Origin of the sequence: Kribbella sp. NPDC058693, from assembly GCF_042715335.1 — a bacterium.
In the GTDB taxonomy this organism is placed as follows: domain Bacteria; phylum Actinomycetota; class Actinomycetes; order Propionibacteriales; family Kribbellaceae; genus Kribbella; species Kribbella jiaozuonensis.
Window position 1 is genome coordinate 219,882 of sequence record NZ_JBHXSQ010000002.1, and the last position, 16,636, is coordinate 236,517.

The 16,636-nt window shown below is 67.6% G+C and carries 13 protein-coding genes; 8 read left to right on the forward strand and 5 right to left on the reverse strand.

The window, feature by feature from the left end:
- The first annotated feature begins 83 nt into the window (after window positions 1–83).
- The 3 genes from ACFWUU_RS10760 to ACFWUU_RS10770 are packed head-to-tail and all read left to right on the forward strand — an operon-like array spanning window position 84 to window position 6,259.
- On the forward strand, window positions 84–734 hold the full coding sequence (locus ACFWUU_RS10760; RefSeq protein WP_380174616.1) for a hypothetical protein: 651 nt from the start codon (window positions 84–86) through the stop codon (window positions 732–734).
- Entirely contained in the window at window positions 731–1,453 is a 723-nt protein-coding gene (locus ACFWUU_RS10765) for a cobalt transporter (RefSeq protein WP_380174618.1), read from the forward strand. Before ACFWUU_RS10760 ends, ACFWUU_RS10765 begins: the two co-directional genes overlap by 4 nt.
- A gap of 15 nt (window positions 1,454–1,468) precedes the next feature.
- The gene (locus ACFWUU_RS10770; RefSeq protein WP_380174619.1) at window positions 1,469–6,259 is read left to right on the forward strand and encodes an Ig-like domain repeat protein; all 4,791 of its coding nucleotides are present in this window, start codon (window positions 1,469–1,471) and stop codon (window positions 6,257–6,259) included.
- On the opposite strand, the gene ACFWUU_RS10775 is transcribed toward ACFWUU_RS10770, so the two are convergent.
- From ACFWUU_RS10775 to ACFWUU_RS10785, 3 genes are read right to left on the reverse strand one after another with little or no spacing between them, the layout of a single operon-like run.
- Window positions 6,249–7,682, reverse strand: a complete 1,434-nt coding sequence (locus tag ACFWUU_RS10775) for a DUF4832 domain-containing protein (RefSeq protein ID WP_380174621.1) — start codon at window positions 7,680–7,682, stop codon at window positions 6,249–6,251. The two genes, ACFWUU_RS10770 and ACFWUU_RS10775, sit on opposite strands and share 11 nt — an antisense overlap.
- Window positions 7,683–7,699: 17 nt before the next feature.
- Window positions 7,700–9,430 carry a DUF4832 domain-containing protein gene (locus ACFWUU_RS10780; protein ID WP_380174623.1) on the reverse strand — a complete coding sequence of 577 codons (1,731 nt, stop codon included), beginning with the start codon at window positions 9,428–9,430 and terminating at the stop codon, window positions 7,700–7,702.
- Window positions 9,431–9,488: 58 nt separating this feature from the next.
- Window positions 9,489–10,640 carry an ROK family protein gene (locus tag ACFWUU_RS10785; protein WP_380174625.1) on the reverse strand — a complete coding sequence of 384 codons (1,152 nt, stop codon included), beginning with the start codon at window positions 10,638–10,640 and terminating at the stop codon, window positions 9,489–9,491.
- Window positions 10,641–10,808: 168 nt separating this feature from the next.
- Here ACFWUU_RS10785 and ACFWUU_RS10790 point away from each other — a divergent pair, with 168 nt between their 5' ends.
- Window positions 10,809–11,789 carry a Gfo/Idh/MocA family protein gene (locus ACFWUU_RS10790; protein WP_380174627.1) on the forward strand — a complete coding sequence of 327 codons (981 nt, stop codon included), beginning with the start codon at window positions 10,809–10,811 and terminating at the stop codon, window positions 11,787–11,789.
- A gap of 10 nt (window positions 11,790–11,799) precedes the next feature.
- Complete coding sequence (locus tag ACFWUU_RS10795) at window positions 11,800–12,792, forward strand: Gfo/Idh/MocA family protein (RefSeq protein WP_380174629.1); 993 nt, start codon at window positions 11,800–11,802, stop codon at window positions 12,790–12,792.
- Here ACFWUU_RS10795 and ACFWUU_RS10800 read toward each other — a convergent pair.
- Window positions 12,789–13,694, reverse strand: coding sequence for an SDR family oxidoreductase (locus ACFWUU_RS10800; RefSeq protein WP_380174631.1), 906 nt, complete (start codon window positions 13,692–13,694; stop codon window positions 12,789–12,791). The genes ACFWUU_RS10795 and ACFWUU_RS10800 overlap by 4 nt on opposite strands.
- 91 nt (window positions 13,695–13,785) lie before the next feature.
- On the opposite strand from ACFWUU_RS10800, the gene ACFWUU_RS10805 reads away from it, so the two are divergent.
- Window positions 13,786–14,349 (forward strand): TetR/AcrR family transcriptional regulator, encoded by a 564-nt coding sequence (locus ACFWUU_RS10805; protein WP_380174633.1) that lies wholly within the window; start codon window positions 13,786–13,788, stop codon window positions 14,347–14,349.
- Here the strand turns inward: ACFWUU_RS10805 and ACFWUU_RS10810 are convergent.
- Window positions 14,306–15,532, reverse strand: a complete 1,227-nt coding sequence (locus ACFWUU_RS10810; RefSeq protein ID WP_380174634.1) for a low temperature requirement protein A — start codon at window positions 15,530–15,532, stop codon at window positions 14,306–14,308. The two genes, ACFWUU_RS10805 and ACFWUU_RS10810, sit on opposite strands and share 44 nt — an antisense overlap.
- A 124-nt stretch (window positions 15,533–15,656) precedes the next feature.
- Here ACFWUU_RS10810 and ACFWUU_RS10815 point away from each other — a divergent pair, with 124 nt between their 5' ends.
- Window positions 15,657–16,412 carry an SDR family oxidoreductase gene (locus tag ACFWUU_RS10815; RefSeq protein ID WP_137257337.1) on the forward strand — a complete coding sequence of 252 codons (756 nt, stop codon included), beginning with the start codon at window positions 15,657–15,659 and terminating at the stop codon, window positions 16,410–16,412.
- On the forward strand, window positions 16,409–16,627 hold the full coding sequence (locus ACFWUU_RS10820; protein ID WP_380174636.1) for a hypothetical protein: 219 nt from the start codon (window positions 16,409–16,411) through the stop codon (window positions 16,625–16,627). The genes ACFWUU_RS10815 and ACFWUU_RS10820 overlap by 4 nt, the downstream gene beginning before the upstream one ends.
- Window positions 16,628–16,636 lie beyond the last annotated feature (9 nt).

The following is a 16,636-nucleotide window of genomic DNA, read 5'->3' on the forward strand; positions in this document are numbered from 1 at the left end:
CGTTACCTGGGCGTTGACAGAGTCCGGCGCGGTTACGTGTGGCGCGTGTCTTGGGGGACCGCGAGTGCTCGGAGCGTTGACGGTTGCCCAGGTTCGGACGGCTGTTGCTGGGGATCGCTGTTGCGGCCGTGGCGATGGCCGGTGGAGTGCTGCCGGCGGCTGCGCATCCGTTCGGGGATCCGCAGACCGTGGTCATCGCGGGTGACGGTGCGGTCGTTCATCTGCGCTGGAAGGTCGGCGGGCTCGACGACCTGACGTTGCTCGGGGTCGCGCTCGGTGTACTGCCGCGGGACCGGGTGATGATGGACGGCGCGGTGATCTACCAGCCGGCCGACGCGATCGCGATGGGTCCGTCGCCGAAGCTGAGCGAGTACCTGCTCCGGCAGATCACGGTTGCCAGCCGGGGCAAGGAGTGCGCGGGGTCGGTGCAGCCCGCGGCTGATCTCGCGAAGGGCGGCGTGTCCATCGACTACACCTGCCCGGCCGCGGTCGGCGAGGTGTCGGTGACCGTGAAGACGCTGACGGATCTCAACCCGGCGTACAAGACGCTTGCGACCGGGCCGAACGGTGCGCGTGCGGTGTACGGCGACGGGAATGATCGGCACGACTGGACGCTGGGTGCTGTCGAGGAGTCGCATCTCGGGCGCAGCGCGGCTGTTCAGCTGGGAGCTGTTGCCGGTGCGGTTCTGCTGGTTGCCCTGGGCGTGTTCGGCGTACGGCGGCGGCGCTCATGAGTCTTGCTGATCAGCTCGAGGGGTTCATTCATTCGCCGGGAGTCCCGCCGGTTGCGTTTCTGCTGGCGTTCGCGGCGGGGGCGGGGCACGCGGTGATGCCGGGGCATGGGAAGAGTCTGGCGGCGGCGTATCTGGCGGGGGAGCGCGGGCGGGTGCGGGATGCCGCCTGGCTGGGTGGGTCGGTTGCGGTCATGCATACGTTGTCGGTGCTGATCATCGGGATTGCTTGGACGTTCTTGTCGTTGGCGGATGTTGTGCAGATGGAGCAGTTGACGACTGGGCTGCAACTGGTCGGTGGCTTGTTGGTAGTTGCTACGGGCATCTGGTTGTTCAGACGGCACAGGCGCCAACGTGGACACGGTCATGGGCATGGACATGGGCATGAGGTGTCCCGGCCGGGGTTGTTCATGCTGGGGATCTCGGGTGGATTGACGCCGTCGCCCTCGGCTTTCCTCGTGCTGGTGGCCGGGTTGTTCCTCGGCCGGGCCGGCTTCGCCTTGTTGCTCGTCATCACGTTCGGAATCGGTATGGCCGTCGTGCTGTTCGGCGTCGGGTTGCTGGCTGTTGCCGGTAGCAACGTCGTCGTCCGCGGCGGTCGCTCGCATCACCTCTTGTACGTCGCCACGCGTGTGGCACCACTGCTCGCCGCCGCCGGCATCACGCTGGCCGGCGTCGTCATGACCGCGTACGCCGCAACGCAGCTCGCGGCCCGCCTGTAAAAGGAGATCCCTGCCATGACGTTCCGATTCAGACGGTGGCGAGCCGCCGTAGCGATGCTCGCGGCCGCACTGGTCGCCGGCTCCGGCGCCGCGATCGTCTCGACGACATCAGGCGCGGAGGCTGCCGCCGCGGCGGAGTCGACCGGTGCGCCGACGCTGAACCTTCGTGACGGCCAGACCCTCGAGGGTACGACCACCGTGACGGCCGAGCCGAGCGCCGAGAACGACTCGGTGGTCGCGCTGAAGGTCGACGGTCAGCAGATCGACGCCGACAAGACCGCCGGTACGGCGCACTTCGCGTTCGACATGGGTGGGAACGGCACCGAGGCGCGGTACCACAACTACCTCACGGTCAACGGCCGCACGGACAAGGTCTTCTTCCCGGACATCGCCGGCGGTCAGAGTGGCAAGCTCGACCTGCCCGGCGAGTGGCTGCACACCGGCGTCAACACGGTCACCGTGCACGCCGGCGCGGCCTGGGTCGACACCACCAACACCGCCGCGGTCGGCTACGAGGTCCTGCCGTACGGCGAGGGCGGTCGCTGCCCGAACTACGACGACTTCCCGCTGAGCAGCATCAGCCTGAGCCTGCTCGGGATCGCGATCGACGGCGAGCAGAACGACTTCAGCTACAGCTTCGGCGACGGCACCTGCGGTACGGCGAAGCACCTGCTCGCCCAGGACCTGACCTTCGTCATCTCCGGCGAGCCCGGCAGTACGGCGGGACTCCGCAATGACCTCGACACCACCCAGCTGAGCAACGGCGAACACACGATCGCCGCGACGACCACCTCCGGCGCGACCACCGTCGCGACCGTCCAGGTCAACAACGCTCCGGCCGGTGCCCCGAAGATCACCCCGGCCGACGGCACGGTCGTGAAGGGCGAGCAGCCGGTGATCGCCGCCGTACCGACCGGCGGCCAGTCCGGCGTCGAGTCGCTCGCGATCGACGGCAGCCCCGCGCAGAACGACGAGACCCTGGCCGCCGGTACGGCGACGTTCGGCGTGACCGTCGAGGCGGGGAACTCGGTCGAGGCCCGCTACCAGAACTACTTGCTTGTCAACGGCAACCGTGTCGATCTCGGTGGCGACTACGGCGTGAGCGGCGCGGAGACCGCAGCGGTCAAGTTCCCGCAGCGCTATCTGAAGCTCGGTGACAACACCGTTCAGGTGAAGACCGGCGACTACAACGGCACCTTGAACGGCGCGACCTGCGCCAACCACGACGACTTCAAGCTCAGTGCGCCCAGCCTCGCCGCCGCTGGTGCGGTCACCCGCGGTACGACGTACCTGCTGACGACGACCGGTTCGACCACCACGAAGACCGAGACGACTGACGCGATCCTTGCCCTGGGCGACGGTACCTGTGGCCCGAACAAGGAGGCCGAGTTCCACTTCACGGTTGCCGACGCGCCGACCACGAGGACCGTGGACACGCTCGGCAGTGGTGGCGACGCGCACCTGAAGCTGTTTGTCGGCGGCAACGGTTCGGACAACGGGTACGACAACAAGGTGCTGATCAACGGCATCCCGCTGGACTTCGGTGTCTGGGAGAAGGAGACCGCCGAGCTGACGTTCCCGAATGAGTGGCTCGTGCCGGGCGTCAACGTGCTCGAGTTCGTGGCCGGCAACGACCGGGGAAGCGCGAAGCCCGCCGGCTGTGACAATTACGACGACTTCACGATGCGCGACTTCGAGCTCACGCCGAACGGCGCCAAGGCGACCCAGCTGAGCAAGGAGATTGCCGAGAGCAACGTCACGATCGGCTCGGCGACGTACCCGGTCGGTACGCCGGTGACCGTCTACATCGGCGACGGCACCTGCGGCAGTAGCCACAACGCCGAGCTGCGGAAGACGATCACCTTCGGCGTCACCGCCGAGGACGGGACGCCACTGCCGGCGCTCGGCCGCCGCGCCGATGTCGACACCACCGCGATCGCGGACGGCGCGCACACGATCGAGGCGGTCGTCGCGGACAAGACCGCGACCCGCCACTTCACCGTTGACAACTCGGCGCCGACGGTCGACAGCAGCGTCCCGGCCGAGGGCCAGCGGATCACGTCGACCATCGCGCTGATGGTGAATGTCGAGGACGCGACGGGGCTCGCTGGTACGCCGTTGATCACGCTGGACGGCACACCGGTGAAGCAGGGCGACCAGATCGGCCACGGTCTGCCCGCCGGCGCGCACACGATCGCGGTGACGGCCGCGGACACGCTGGGCAACACGGCCACTCGCCAGATCCATTTCACCAGCGCGAGCATCCCCGATGTACCCACGGATCTTGGTGCTTCAGTTGCCGGTGTCAACGAGCAGACCGCCACGCTGTCGGCGAAGATCCCCGGCGAAGCAGGTGTCCCGCTGACCGCGACCTTCACGAAGGCTGACGTGGTTACCCCGTCCCAGGGGTATCAGGGCGAGGCTGCCGACGTGCCGACCGCGCTCGACGTCGCGCACGACAAGGTCGTCGATGTGAACTCGCTCAAGCCGTTGGACGGGAAGACGGTCGACACGGCGTCGAGCCGGGACGTGGTCTTCCAGCGGTACGACCTGAGCGTGGCGAAGGACAGCACGCTGCGGTGGGAGGGGACGATCGACCCGAAGCGAGTTGTTGCGCTGAGGGCGTGGGACCCGACTGCGAAGAAGTGGGTCGTGCTGACCAGCGGACGGGGCGTGGCCGGGGAGACTGCGGTGCTGACCGCGCCGGTGCCTGCGCAGTACCGCGATGGTGGTGTCGTGCATGTGCTGCTGACGGGGGAGGATCCGTTCGCGGATGACCTGTCGCCGCGCGATGCGTCGGCGCAGGACGACAAGGATCACTTCGAGGACCCCGCGTCGTACGACTTCTCGATCGCGCACTTCACCGACACGCAGTACCTGACCGAGGGTGCGGCGGGCGGGACGTACGACGACTGGGACGGCGCCAAGGAACCCAGCGACGTGATGACGGCCGAGGAGCAGGCGATCTGGGCCGCCGCGTACCGGAACGAGGTGCAGTGGATCGCGGACAACAGTGCCGGCCGCAAGATCCAGTACGCCGCGCACACCGGCGACGTGATCGAGAACGACTACTACGACCCGCTGGCGAAGAACCCGGACGGCTCGCTGCAGCGGCCGGGCCTCAACGAGGAGGTCGAGAAGGAGCTCGCGCTCGCGTCGTCGTACCAGGACATCCTCGACAAGAAGGGCGTCGTCAACCAGGTCATCGCCGGCAACCACGACAACCAGCTCGGCGCGGAGACCGGGCCGGCGTCCCGGTTCAGCAAGACCTTCAGCGCGGAGCGGTACCAGGAGGTCGCGAAGGGCTGGCCGGCCGGCTCGGAGTACCACGCCTGGGACGAGAAGGTGAATCCGGACGGATCGGTCACGCCGGGCAAGGACAACCAGAACAACTACGTGCTGTTCTCGGCCGGCGGTCTGGACTTCGTCGCGGTCGGCCTGTCGTACGGCGTGACGCCGCAGGAAGCCAACTGGGCGGACTCGATCTTCAAGCGGTACAAGGACCGCAACGGGATCCTGCTGTCGCACGACTACCTGCGTCCCTCGACGAACCCCGACGGCCGGGACACGGGCTTCTCGGCACCGGACGGCTCGCCGCTGTACAAGCAGGTTGTCGAGAGCAACCCGAACGTGTTCCTGGTGCTGGCCGGTCACGAGCACGGCGTCGGCACCAACCTCAAGACGAAGGTCGGCGTGACGGTCGCGCACGACGTGGTCGAGTTGCTCGCGGACTACCAGTTCTACACGGTGCCCGCCGGTGAGCTCTGGCCTGCGCTGGTCGATGCTGCGGGCAACATTGATGTGAATGGCGATGGTACGCCGGACCACAAGGCGACCGATCGGCTGCAGTTCGGGGCGAGCTTCCTCCGGCTGCTGCAGTTCGACGTCAAGCGCGCCGAGATGCACATCGACACGTACTCGCCGTTCTTGAACAACTTCGGGGCGACCGAGTACGACATCCGCCAGGACGGCAGCCAGACCAAGCCGCGGTACAACGGCGCCGAGGACAACCTCACGCTGCCGGTCGACCTGACCACGCGGAAGACGTCGTTCACCACCGACTCGCTGGCGGCGTACGTGCCGAACGGTGTGATCGGCACAGCGAGCGTGGTCGCCAACGGTACGGCGACGACGACGTGGAACGGCCTGGCGCCTGCGACGTCGTACGGCTGGGTCGTCACCGCGACGAGTGCGGACGACGGGATCGCGGTCGCACAGCCGGCTGTGTTCCGGACCCGCAAGGGTCAGCCGACGCTGACCGCTCCGGCCGTTGCCGCTCAATGGGGTAATGCGGCCAAGGTCGTCGTGAACGTTGCGGCAGGCAAGTTCCCGGTCACCGGGACGGTCGAGCTCCGTGAAGGCACGAAGGTGCGCGGTACGGCGCCGGTGACGAACGGGAAGGCGACGTTCACGCTGCCGGTCGGGCTCGCGGCGGGGGCGCACGCGCTGACCGCGTCGTACACCGGTAGCGACACCTTCGAGCCGGCGCAGGCCACGGTCGGGGTGACCGTGAACCTGCCGCAGGCGTGGAACGCGAAGACGCTGTACAAGGCCGGCGCGAAGGTGTCCTACAAGGGCAAGCCGTACGAGGCGGCCTGGGCGAGCATCCTGCTCCCGCCGGGCGACGCGTACGGCGCCTGGCAGGAGCTCGCGATGACCGAAGACGGGACGACGCTGTGGACGCCGTCCCGCATCTTCGAGAAGGGTGACGTGGTGCTCTACAAGGACAAGCGCTATCAGGCCAAGTGGTGGACCCGGAACCAGGCTCCGGGCGACCAGTACGGGCCTTGGGCGCCTATCCGATAGTCACCGTCTGCTGTAGATCGTTGTAACCAGTGCTCGACTGCCAGGTTCCGTTATTGGCCAACTGCACCGCATACACGGCGTTGTAGGTCTCGGTGGAACCTGGCAGGTGGGCCTGGGACTGCAGCTTCGGGTCCGCGATGTTGAGCAGGACCTTGTACTTGCCCTTGGGCAGCTTGACGCTCCAGTTCAGGCTCACCGTCTGGCCGGCGCCCCAACGACGCGGATCGGCCGGCACGTTCACCCGGTAGGTGTGCTTGGAGTTCTGGAACACCAGCTGCACCTGCCGCGGGTTGTACGGCGCCGCCCACCCGTCGTTCCGGATCTTCACACCGACCTGGGCCTTGCCGTGCGACTCGCTCACCGTCGACTGGGTCAGCGCGAACCGGTAGCCCAGTTTCTGCTTGGCGATGTTGATGTTGTCGCCCCAGCTGGCCAGCACGTCCGGGTGGTACTCGATGTTCAGGAACGAGAAGTGCAGCGCGGCCATCTCGGCCGACGCCGACGGCCACTCCGACCGCGGCGCGTCAACGCCACAGGTCTCGCCGCCCTCCGGCACGTAGTTGGTGTCCTGGGCAACGAAGTCCTTGTCGAGCTGGATCGGGTCGCTCAGGTACGTCCCGAAATCGTCCGGGCTCGCCAGGAAGCAGTCGTTGTGCTGCCCGATCCGCGCCACCGCCGAGCCGTTGTACGCCTGCTGCGCGGTCAGTCCGCCGGCGGTCCCGGTCGGCACGCCGTACATCCGTTGCTTCATGTACGGCGTCCGCACCTGGACCATCTTGTCCTTCGGCAACGCCTGCAGCAGTGCGTCGATGACGGCCTTGCGGTCGGCCCAGTTCTGGTCCGAAACCTGGCTCGGGTCGGCCGGGTTCGAGAAGTAGTCGGTGTAGTAGCCCTCGCCCCAGAGGCCGACGAAGCCGGACTGGACGACCGCGATCATGTCGGCGTTCTTGCGCAGGATCGGGGTCAGCTGCTTGATCTGCTTGACGACGCGGGCCACCGGCGCATCGCCGTACGGCGTGGGCGGCGGCCAGCCGTCACCGGGGAGCGCGTAGGCGAACCGGACGATCATCTTCACGCCGGCTGTGCGGGCGGTGTTGAAGTCGGCCTGCATCAGGTCGAGGTAGTGCTTGTCGATGACGTCCTGCTTGGAGAACTTCTCCAGGTAGAACAGCCGGAGGATCTGGGTGATGTGCTCCTGGGTGCGGAAGTTGCGTAGCTTGGTGACGTCGAGCGGGACGTAGCCGGAGTTGTCGGCGTAGTAGTGCGTCTCGGCGTGGTGGTAGAAACCCCGCTCCTGGTTGGAAATCACCTCGTCGGAGGTCGTGTAGGTGACAGTGCTGGCAGGCGGAGCGTGGTGTGCCATCGCGGTCTGGGTCGGTAGCAGTAACCCAACCACCGCGAGGCTTGCGGCAAGCCGTCTCATGCGTGTGTCTCCTCGAGCTAGCTGACGGTGAGCGTGTGCAGGAGCGAGTTCATCCCGGTGCCTGCGTCCCAGGTGCCCTGGTTCGCGAGGTGGATGGAGTACTCGGGGCGGGTGGACAGGAGAGGATCCGGCAGGTTCAGCAGCAGGGAGTACGAACCTGCCGGAAGATTCGTGGGCAGCGTGAGCGTCTGCGAGACGGTCGTCGACGTACCGGCGGTCCAGCGGCGCGGGTCGGAGCTCATCGCGAGCTTGTACGTCGAGCCGGTCGACGTGTTCCGCAGTACCAGCTCGAGGTTGCGGGGGTTGAAGGGCGTCGCGTAGCCGTCGTTGTGGACGGTGAACGAGATCGGCAGGCTGCCGCCGACCGAGGCGGTGGCGGGGTAGGTGCCGGACTCGAGGCGGAAGCGGTAGCCGAGGTTCTTGCTGATGTCGGCGAGGCAGCCGCCGGTGTTCCACGAGTTGAGGACGGTCGGCTCGTAGTCGGTGTTGATGAACGACCAGTGGAACTGCGCGAGCTCGCCGGTCGCGGTCGGGCAGCTGGAGCGCGGCGGGTTCGAGCCGCAGGTCTCGCCGCCCATCGGGACGTACGTCGTGTCGGCCTGCAGGTACGGGTACTCGACGGACGTGTTCTCGTACGTGCCGAAGTCGTCGGGGCTGGCGAGGAAGCAGTCGTTGTGGTGACCGATCCGCGACAGGGCCGAGCCGTTGTAGGCGTTACCCGGTTGTACGGCGGTCGTCGAGTACATGGTGCGCTTGAACTTCGGCGTACGGAGCTGGATCATCCGGGGCGACGGGACGACGCTCAGCAGCTTGTCGGTGACGGCCTTGCGGTTGGCCCAGTCGGTCGAGGTGACCGTGCCGGCGTTGCCGAAGTTCTGCGTGTAGTACCACTCACCCCACGCGCCGATGAGACCTGCCTGGACCACGGCGATGACGTCCTTGCCGGAGTTCAGGTACGGCGCCAGCTGGTCGAGGTGGGCCAGGATCCGGTCCTTCGTGGTGTCGTCGCCGGCCGTCGAGGTCGTGTACGCGAAGCGGAGGACCATCTTCAGACCGGCCGCTCGCACGGTGTTGATCTGTTGCTGGAGCTGGTCGAGGGCGGCCTGGGCGATCGGGCCGTTCTTGTACTCGGCCAGGTAGAAGACGCACATCACGAGCGAGATGCCCTGACTGGTGCGGTAGCTCTGCAGGGTGCTCTGGGAGAAGTCGGCTTTGTCGCAGTCGCCGGTGTGGTGGTAGAAGCCGCGCTCGGGGTTGGCGAAGTTCTCGGTCGACGGCGTGTAGGTGATGGAACCACCGCCGGACGAATAGGTCTGTGTGAGCTTCGTGGAGGTCTCCAGCGGTGACTCGACCTGGAAGATCAGGTCGGCATCACCGGGGGTCGCGGTCTCGCTGAGATCCGCGCGGTTCACCGTCCACTGGGCGACGTTGCTCGCGTTGGAGAACGTGACTGTGCGGATCAGCGTCCAGCTCCAGCCGGTGCCGGTGTGCTGGTAGAGGCTGCCGTTCTCGAGCAGGTAGTCGGCGCCGGTGCCGGCCTGTGCGTAGCCGGTCGAGGCGTTGCGGTCGGTGTCGACGTACACGCGGAGGAACTGCGGGGCGCCGGTGTAGGAGAAGCGGTAGGTGACGGTCGTGGCGGTGTTGGTCGCGGAGGTGCCACTGATCGTCGCCTGGGCGGGGGAGACCAGGAGGGCGGCGAGCAGCGCACCGATGACGAGTGCGCTGAGCAGACGGAACGGACGCATCATGATGCTTCCTCTCGCTGGGCGGGGCGATGGAATAATCATGGAGTCCAGGAAAATTATGTCAAGGTCTCAGGCCGGTCCTGATCGTCGCCTCCACCTCATCCAGCGCGAGCCGGACCGCCCCCAGCGCGACCCCTTCGTCGGCAAACGCGGACACACGGATTTCCGGTGTGCGCAGACACCACCGGTCCAACTCCCGCCGCAACGGCTCCACCATCACGTCAGCCGACCGCGAAAACCCACCCCCGATCACCACCAACTGCGGATCCAGAGTCAGCACGAGAGCTGAAGCCCCAACCGCAAGATCGCGAACGTAGTCACCAACCGCCTGCACAGCCTCCGGATCCCCGCCCCGGGCGGCGAGGAACACACGCTCGAACCCAGCCGTGGTGGGGGAGGCGGGCGCCGCCTGAGTGGTGGTCTCGAGCCAGTTGGTGAGGTGTTCGGGGGCTCTTAGCCAGCCTGCGGCAGGGAGGGCGCCTATTTCGCCGGACCAGTTGGCGAAGCCTCGGTGGAGTTTGCCGTCGATGATGAGGCCGGCGCCGGTGCGGAGGCCGGCCAGGAGGAAGACGACGTCTTTCGCGTAGCGGGCGACGCCTCGCCAGGTTTCCGCGAGGGCGGCGAGCTTGCAGTCGTTCTCCACGCGGACGGGACCCGGCACCAACCGGCGTACATGAGCGGTCAGGTCCACGCCGCTCCATTCCGGCAGGGAGTCCGACAGCATGACCTTGCCGGAGGCGTCGACGAGGCCGGTGGTGGCTACGCCGGTGGACCAGATCTGGCTCGCCTCGACGCCCGCGCCGGCCAGCGCCTTCGCCACGCAGCGGTCGAGTACGGCGAGCCGCTCGCGCCGCCCCGCCTCGGGATCGACCGCGATGCGGGTCTGGTTGAGGACCTCGCCGTCGAGGTCGGTGACCAGCGCGAGCGCCTTGTGTCCGCCGATGTCCACCCCGAGCAACCGCCCCGCCCCGGCGTTGAACCGGTACCGCCGCGCCGGCCGCCCGACCGACCCCAGCGCGGGCGCAACCTCGGCCAGCCACCCGCGTCCGAGCAAGTCGCGTGCAACATCCTCGGTCGACGCGCGCGACAGCCCCGTGCGCTTCGACAACTCGGTCAGGGTGAGCGGCTGATCGCCCCGCAACTCCCGCAGTACGGCGGATGCGTTGAGCTGACGCAACCGCGAGAGATCCCCGCCGATCGGCTCCTCACTCATCGCGGCTCCTCAGTTATCCAGGACTCCCGGATAACTATAAGCACTCCGACTGCGCACGGATCTCACCGTGTGAAAGGGCGCGCCGCACCCCTGTCCAGACCTCCTGACAACGTTGTACCGTCGTCTGCTGACGGTCGATCCGAAACGTTTTCGCCTCAGGAGGACCAGGTGTCCAACCCACTGAAGATCGCGACCCTCAGCTTCTGGCACGTGCATGCCGGCGACTATTCGAGGCAGGCCCAGGCGCACCCCGGGACGGACCTGGTGGCCGTCTGGGACGACGATGCCGACCGGGGCAAATCCGCTGCCGAACAGTTCGGCGTCGAGTTCACCGGCGACCTCGATGCACTGCTCGCGCGCGACGACCTCGACGGCGTGGTGATCACGACGCCGACCGACGTGCACCGCGACGTGATGGTCAAGGCGGCCCAAGCCGGCAAGCACATCTTCACCGAGAAAGTGCTCGCCCCGACGGTCGCCGAGGCCGAGGAGATCGTTGCCGCGACCGACGCGGCCGGCGTGAAGCTGACGGTGTCGCTGCCGCGGCTCTACCACGGCTACACGCAGGCGATCAGCGAGGTCATCGACGACGGCACGCTCGGCACGATCACGTACGGCCGGGTCCGGCTCTCGCATGACGGCGCCATCCCGCGCGACGGTGTCGAGGGCTGGCTGCCGCAGCGGTTCTTCGAGCCGTCGACCGCGATCGGCGGCGCGCTGACCGACCTCGGCTGCCACCCGGTCTACCTGACCCAGCTGTTCCTCGGCGCGCAGCCCGACACGGTCAGTGCGACGTACCGTTCGATCGCCGAGCGCGGTCTGGAAGACAACGCTGTCGTGGTCGTCGGGTACCCGGACCAGAAGATCGGCGTGATCGAGGCCGGGTTCGCGAGCAACAACCCGTTCACGATCGAGCTGTTCGGTACGGACGGGACGCTCACGTACACCGATGCCGGCAACGTCCTGCTGGTCAACGGCGAGCAGGTGGACGTGCCGGAGCACGGTACGGACGCGTTCGCGCAGTGGGTCGATCACATCAACAACGGGACCCGCGCGGACGAGAACATCGCGCGCGCAGTCGAGTTGACCCGTTTGGTGGTGGCTGCGAACGAGGCCGCCAAGACCGGCAACGCCATCGCCTACAAGTGAGGAGAGTTCGATGATCAAGGTTGGACTCATCGGCGCCGGCGGGATCGCTTCGGCGCACATCAAGGGTTACCGGGCGCACGCCGACAAGATCGGCGTGACGGCGGTTGCGGATGCGGTCGAGGAGACGGCGAAGAAGCGCGGCGAGGAGCTGGGCGCAACGCCGTACACCGATTATCGCGAGATGCTCGCCAACGAGGAGCTGGACGCGGTCGACATCTGTCTGCCGCACCACCTCCACCGCGACGCGATCGTCGCGGCGGCCGAGGCGGGTAAGCACATCCTGTGCGAGAAGCCGCTGTGCCTGTCGGCCGAGGAAGCAGCCGATGTGCGCAAAGCGGTGGTGAAGAACGGCGTGACGCTGATGTGCGCGCACAACCAGCTGTTCATGCCGGCGGTCGCGAAGGCCAAGGAGTTGCTCGAGGCCGGCACGATCGGCACGGTCTACGAAGTACGGACCACCGACAGCTTCTACAACGACTTCGACCCCAGCTCGATGGGCTGGCGCGCGAGCAGCAAGACGAGCGGCGGTGGCGAGCTCATTGACACCGGGTACCACCCCACCTATCTGATGCTGCACCTCGCCGGCGGGCTGCCGGTCGAGGCGACCGCGATGCTCTCCACGCACCGGTTGAAGTTCATGGAGGGCGAGGACTCCGCGCAGGTCCTGATCAAGTTCGACAACGGGGTCGTCGGTCAGCTCGTGACCAGCTGGGCCTACCAGCCGGCCGCGTCGACCGAACGCTTCTCCGCCGTCGGCGAGCTCGGCTCACTGACCAGCGACGGTACGACCTTGTCCTACCGCCTCCGGTCCGGCGAGACCGAGACCTTCGACTTCGAACCGGTCGACACCTTCGTCGCCGAGGTCGGCCACTTCGCCGACTCCCTGCTCGGCAAGACCCGTCCGCTGCACACCGAGGAGGAAGGGATCGCCGTCCTCGGCATCCTGCTCGCGGCGTACGAAGGCTCACGCTCGAAGACGATCGCGCCCGTACTGAAGGTCTAGGCGAAGTAGAACCCTTCCGCCATGTCCGCGAGCAGACCCGGGTGCGTGGGCTGCCAACCGAGCAGCTCACGCGTCCGGGCGGAGGACGTCGGACTGTTCATGCCGGCGAAGCGGGCGAGGAAACTGAGGTACTGCGGTGCCTCGTCCGCCGTCACCGAGCGGGCCTGAAGACCGAGACCCGCGCCGATGGCCTCGGCAATCGCCCGGAACTCGATGCCTTCGTCCTGGACGGCGTGCAGGCGGCTGCCCGCAGGTGCCGACTCGAGGGCCAAACGGTAGAGCCGCGCGGCGTCGAGGGTGTGCACGGACGGCCAGCGGTTCGACCCGTCACCGACGTACGCCGAGAAGCCGTTCTGCCGGGCGAATCCGATCAGCGAGGGCGCGAAGCCGTGGTGGTCTAGCCGGCTATGGGTGATCTGCGGTAGCCGGACGATCGAGGAGCGAACGCCCTTGGCCGCCAGGTCGATCACGAAGTTCTCCGCGTCGATGCGGTAGCCGCCGGACGGGTCGAAGTCGTCCTCGGTCCCGGTCCGGTCCTTGACGATGCCGGCGAGCATGCCGGTGCCCGACGTACTGACCAGGGGCTTGTCGGTGCCGGCAAGAGTGTCGCCGATCGCCTGTAGTGCGGCGAGATCGGACGCGGCCGCGCCGGCCAGATCGCCCGCCTGCATGGCGTCGTGGCGGAACGCGAGGTGCACGACTCCGTCCGCGGCGGCGGCCGCTGCCTGCAGGCGATCGAGGTCGTCGAGGTCACCGCGGACGGCCTCGGCGCCCCAGTCCGTCAGCCGTTTCGCCGACTCGTCGGAGCGGGCCAGGCCGAGGACCGAGTGGCCGTTGTGCAGGAGTTCCGGGACGAGCGCCGAACCGACGTGCCCGGATGCTCCGGTGATGAACACGCGCATGGGAGATTCCCTCCAGAGAGTGATGTCATTGACTGACATCACCATGCTACACACTCTGATGTCAGTCAATGACATCAGCTAGGATCGACCCATGGGACGGTGGGAACCGGATGCGGCCGGGCGGCTGCGTGAGGCGGCGATGGCGCTGTACGCCGAGCGCGGGTACGACGGCACGACCGTTGCCGATATCGCCGACCGGGCCGGGGTCACCGCCCGCACGTTCTTCCGGCACTTCGCCGACAAGCGCGAGGTGCTGTTCGCCGGATCCGAGCTCCTCGAGCAGTTGATGGTCAAGGCGCTGGCGGATGCGCCGGCGGACGCGACGCCGATGGAGGCGGTCGCGGCCGCCGTCCTCACGTCGGCCGAGTTCTTCGACGACATCCGCCGGGAGTACTCGCGGCGCCGTCAGGGCGTGATCAACGCCACCCCCGAGCTGCGCGAGCGCGAGCTGATCAAGATGGCTGCGCTGACAACCGCGCTGACCAAGGGGTTGCTCGAGCGCGGGGTCGCTCCCGACGTCGCGCCGCTGGCGGCCGAGACCGGGGTTGCGGTGTTCCGGGTGTCGTTCGAGCGGTGGATCAACGACCCCGAGGGCGAGCCGATCGTGGATGTCATTCGGTCGACGTTGAAGACACTGTCCGGTCTGACTGCCTGACGCCTTCGTCCCAGGAGGCGACCGCGACGAGTGCGACACAGGTGGCCCCGATCAGGGCAAGGTCTGCCAGCGAGCCGACCAGCGGGGTCGCGAGCGGCAGGAGCAGCAGGATCACCACGCCGGCGAACGACGTACCGAGGTGGACGCGGGACGGCTCCGAGATGATTCGGTGCACGCCCCAGAGCAGCCCGACGAAGCAGGCGGCCGGGATGGCGACGGAGTAGCTCGCGGCGGTCGGGGAGATGTGCAGTTCGTGGCTGGTCTGCTCGACGACGACCTCCAGCCCGGCGCCGAGCGCGGCGAGCGACGCGAAGATCCCGTAGTGGCCGTAGCCCCAGCGGTACGAGCGATCCCGGCGTTCCTCGAGCCGCGGACCGGCCGGACGCAGGAAGTACAGCCACCACAACGCGAACAGGATCACCAGACCGCAGGCGGCGACCGCGATCAGCTCGGCACTCACGTTGATCTCCTCGACGGCCCGCCGTACTGCGTTGGACGCCGCCAGGACGGCCTCGCCGAGCAGGATGATCGTGAACAGCCCGTACCGCTCGGCGATGTGATGCGGGTGCCAGTGCGTCGCCCGCGGCCGCTCGGCCCACAGCGGCACGGACAGCTCGAGGATCGCGAGGGCGACGAACGCGACCAGCAGCACGGTGTCGGACGCGCCGGCGTCGGCCAGATACAACCGCCCGAACCAGCCCAGCTGCAACACCCCGATGCCGAACGCGTAGCGGAACGCCGTACGTCGTGAGTCCGGATCCTCGATGCCCGCACGCAACCAGAGCGAGATCAGCCCGAGCCGCATGATCAGGTAGCCGATCGTGATCATCAGGTAGTCGCCGTGGTCCGCGGCCGCCGGGACGCCCGCGGCGAGCAGCAGCACGCCGGCCATCTGCACCATCGTCAGGATCCGGTACGTGACGTCGTCGGTGTCGTACGACGAGGCGAACCAGGTGAAGTTCATCCACGCCCACCAGATCGCGAAGAACACCTGCAGGAACGGCAGGACGCCGTCGCCGCCGTGGCCCTCGGCGATCGTGTGCGCGAACTGCTCGGTGACCGCGGCGACCGCGACCACGAAGGTCAGGTCGAACAGCAGCTCCAGCTGGCTGGAGACGCGGTTCGGCTCGTCGATCGGCCGCGCGGTCATCCGCACGCGGATCCGGACCGTGGCGTTCGGCACGGGGTGTCCCTTCGTCAGGTGTCAATCAGTGAGACAGGACACAAGCATCGGCTGTGACTGTCACAGCCGGGAGAGGTGCCCTGTCTTACCTGTGACAGCCAAAGACAATCGAAGGGGTTCTGCGATGAAGATCGTCGTGATCGGCGGCACCGGCATGATCGGCACGAAGCTGGTGGCGAAGCTCACCGAGCACGGCCACGAGGCGGTGCCGGCGGCACCGAGCACCGGTGTCAACACGATCACCGGAGAGGGTCTGGCCGATGCGCTGAAGGGCGTCGACGTCGTCGTCGACGTGGCCAACTCGCCGTCGTTCGAGGCCGGGCCGGTGATGGAGTTCTTCAAGACCTCGACCAGCAACGTGCTGCAGGCCGAGGACGCGGCCGGCGTCCGGCACCACGTCGGGATCTCGATCGTCGGCACCGAGCGGATGCCGGAGAACGCGTACTTCGCCGCGAAGATCGCCCAGGAAGAGCTGATCAAGGCCTCCGGTCTGCCGTACTCGCTGGTGCACTCGACCCAGTTCTTCGAGTTCGTCGGGCCGACCGCGGACTCGGGCACCGGCGACGACGGCAAGGTGCACATCGCGCCGGTCGCGTGGGCGCCGATCGCCGGTGAGGACGTCGCGAAGAACCTCGGGAAGGTCGCGGTGGGGGAGCCGCTGAACGCGCGGATCGACATCGCCGGTCCGGACGAGTACCGGATGGACGAGTTCTTCCGGAAGGCGCTGGCGCAGCGCGGCGACGCCCGCGAGGTCGTCTCCGACCCCCACGCCCTGTACTTCGGCGCCGAGCTGAAGGAGCGCAGCCTGGTCCCCGTCGGCCCCGCCACCCTCGGCGAGCTGCACTACGACGAGTGGTATGCCGCGCAGGCCGGTCGATGACCATGGGCACGAACGACGAGTTGCAGGAGCTCGAGGTCGAGGTCGAGGCCGACATCGAGCTGGACGCGGCGGGAGCACCTTCCGAGGACGACGAGCTCGACTGGGCGCTCGATCCGTACGAGGCGCAGGCCGAGACCGCCGATCTGAACAGCCTGCACGGCGCCATCGAGGCGCTCGAAGGCGACGAACCACCGTATTCTCCGGCAGGAGAGTGACAGAAGGGT

Coding starts and splice junctions, on each gene's coding strand:
- ACFWUU_RS10800 (WP_380174631.1), bottom strand. CDS start 13,694: ATGCGCGTGTTCATCACCGGAGCATCCGGGCACGTCGGTTCGGCGCTC.
- ACFWUU_RS10780 (WP_380174623.1), bottom strand. CDS start 9,430: ATGATGCGTCCGTTCCGTCTGCTCAGCGCACTCGTCATCGGTGCGCTG.
- ACFWUU_RS10785 (WP_380174625.1), bottom strand. CDS start 10,640: ATGAGTGAGGAGCCGATCGGCGGGGATCTCTCGCGGTTGCGTCAGCTC.
- ACFWUU_RS10820 (WP_380174636.1), top strand. CDS start 16,409: ATGACCATGGGCACGAACGACGAGTTGCAGGAGCTCGAGGTCGAGGTC.
- ACFWUU_RS10770 (WP_380174619.1), top strand. CDS start 1,469: ATGACGTTCCGATTCAGACGGTGGCGAGCCGCCGTAGCGATGCTCGCG.
- ACFWUU_RS10815 (WP_137257337.1), top strand. CDS start 15,657: ATGAAGATCGTCGTGATCGGCGGCACCGGCATGATCGGCACGAAGCTG.
- ACFWUU_RS10765 (WP_380174618.1), top strand. CDS start 731: ATGAGTCTTGCTGATCAGCTCGAGGGGTTCATTCATTCGCCGGGAGTC.
- ACFWUU_RS10775 (WP_380174621.1), bottom strand. CDS start 7,682: ATGAGACGGCTTGCCGCAAGCCTCGCGGTGGTTGGGTTACTGCTACCG.
- ACFWUU_RS10805 (WP_380174633.1), top strand. CDS start 13,786: ATGGGACGGTGGGAACCGGATGCGGCCGGGCGGCTGCGTGAGGCGGCG.
- ACFWUU_RS10795 (WP_380174629.1), top strand. CDS start 11,800: ATGATCAAGGTTGGACTCATCGGCGCCGGCGGGATCGCTTCGGCGCAC.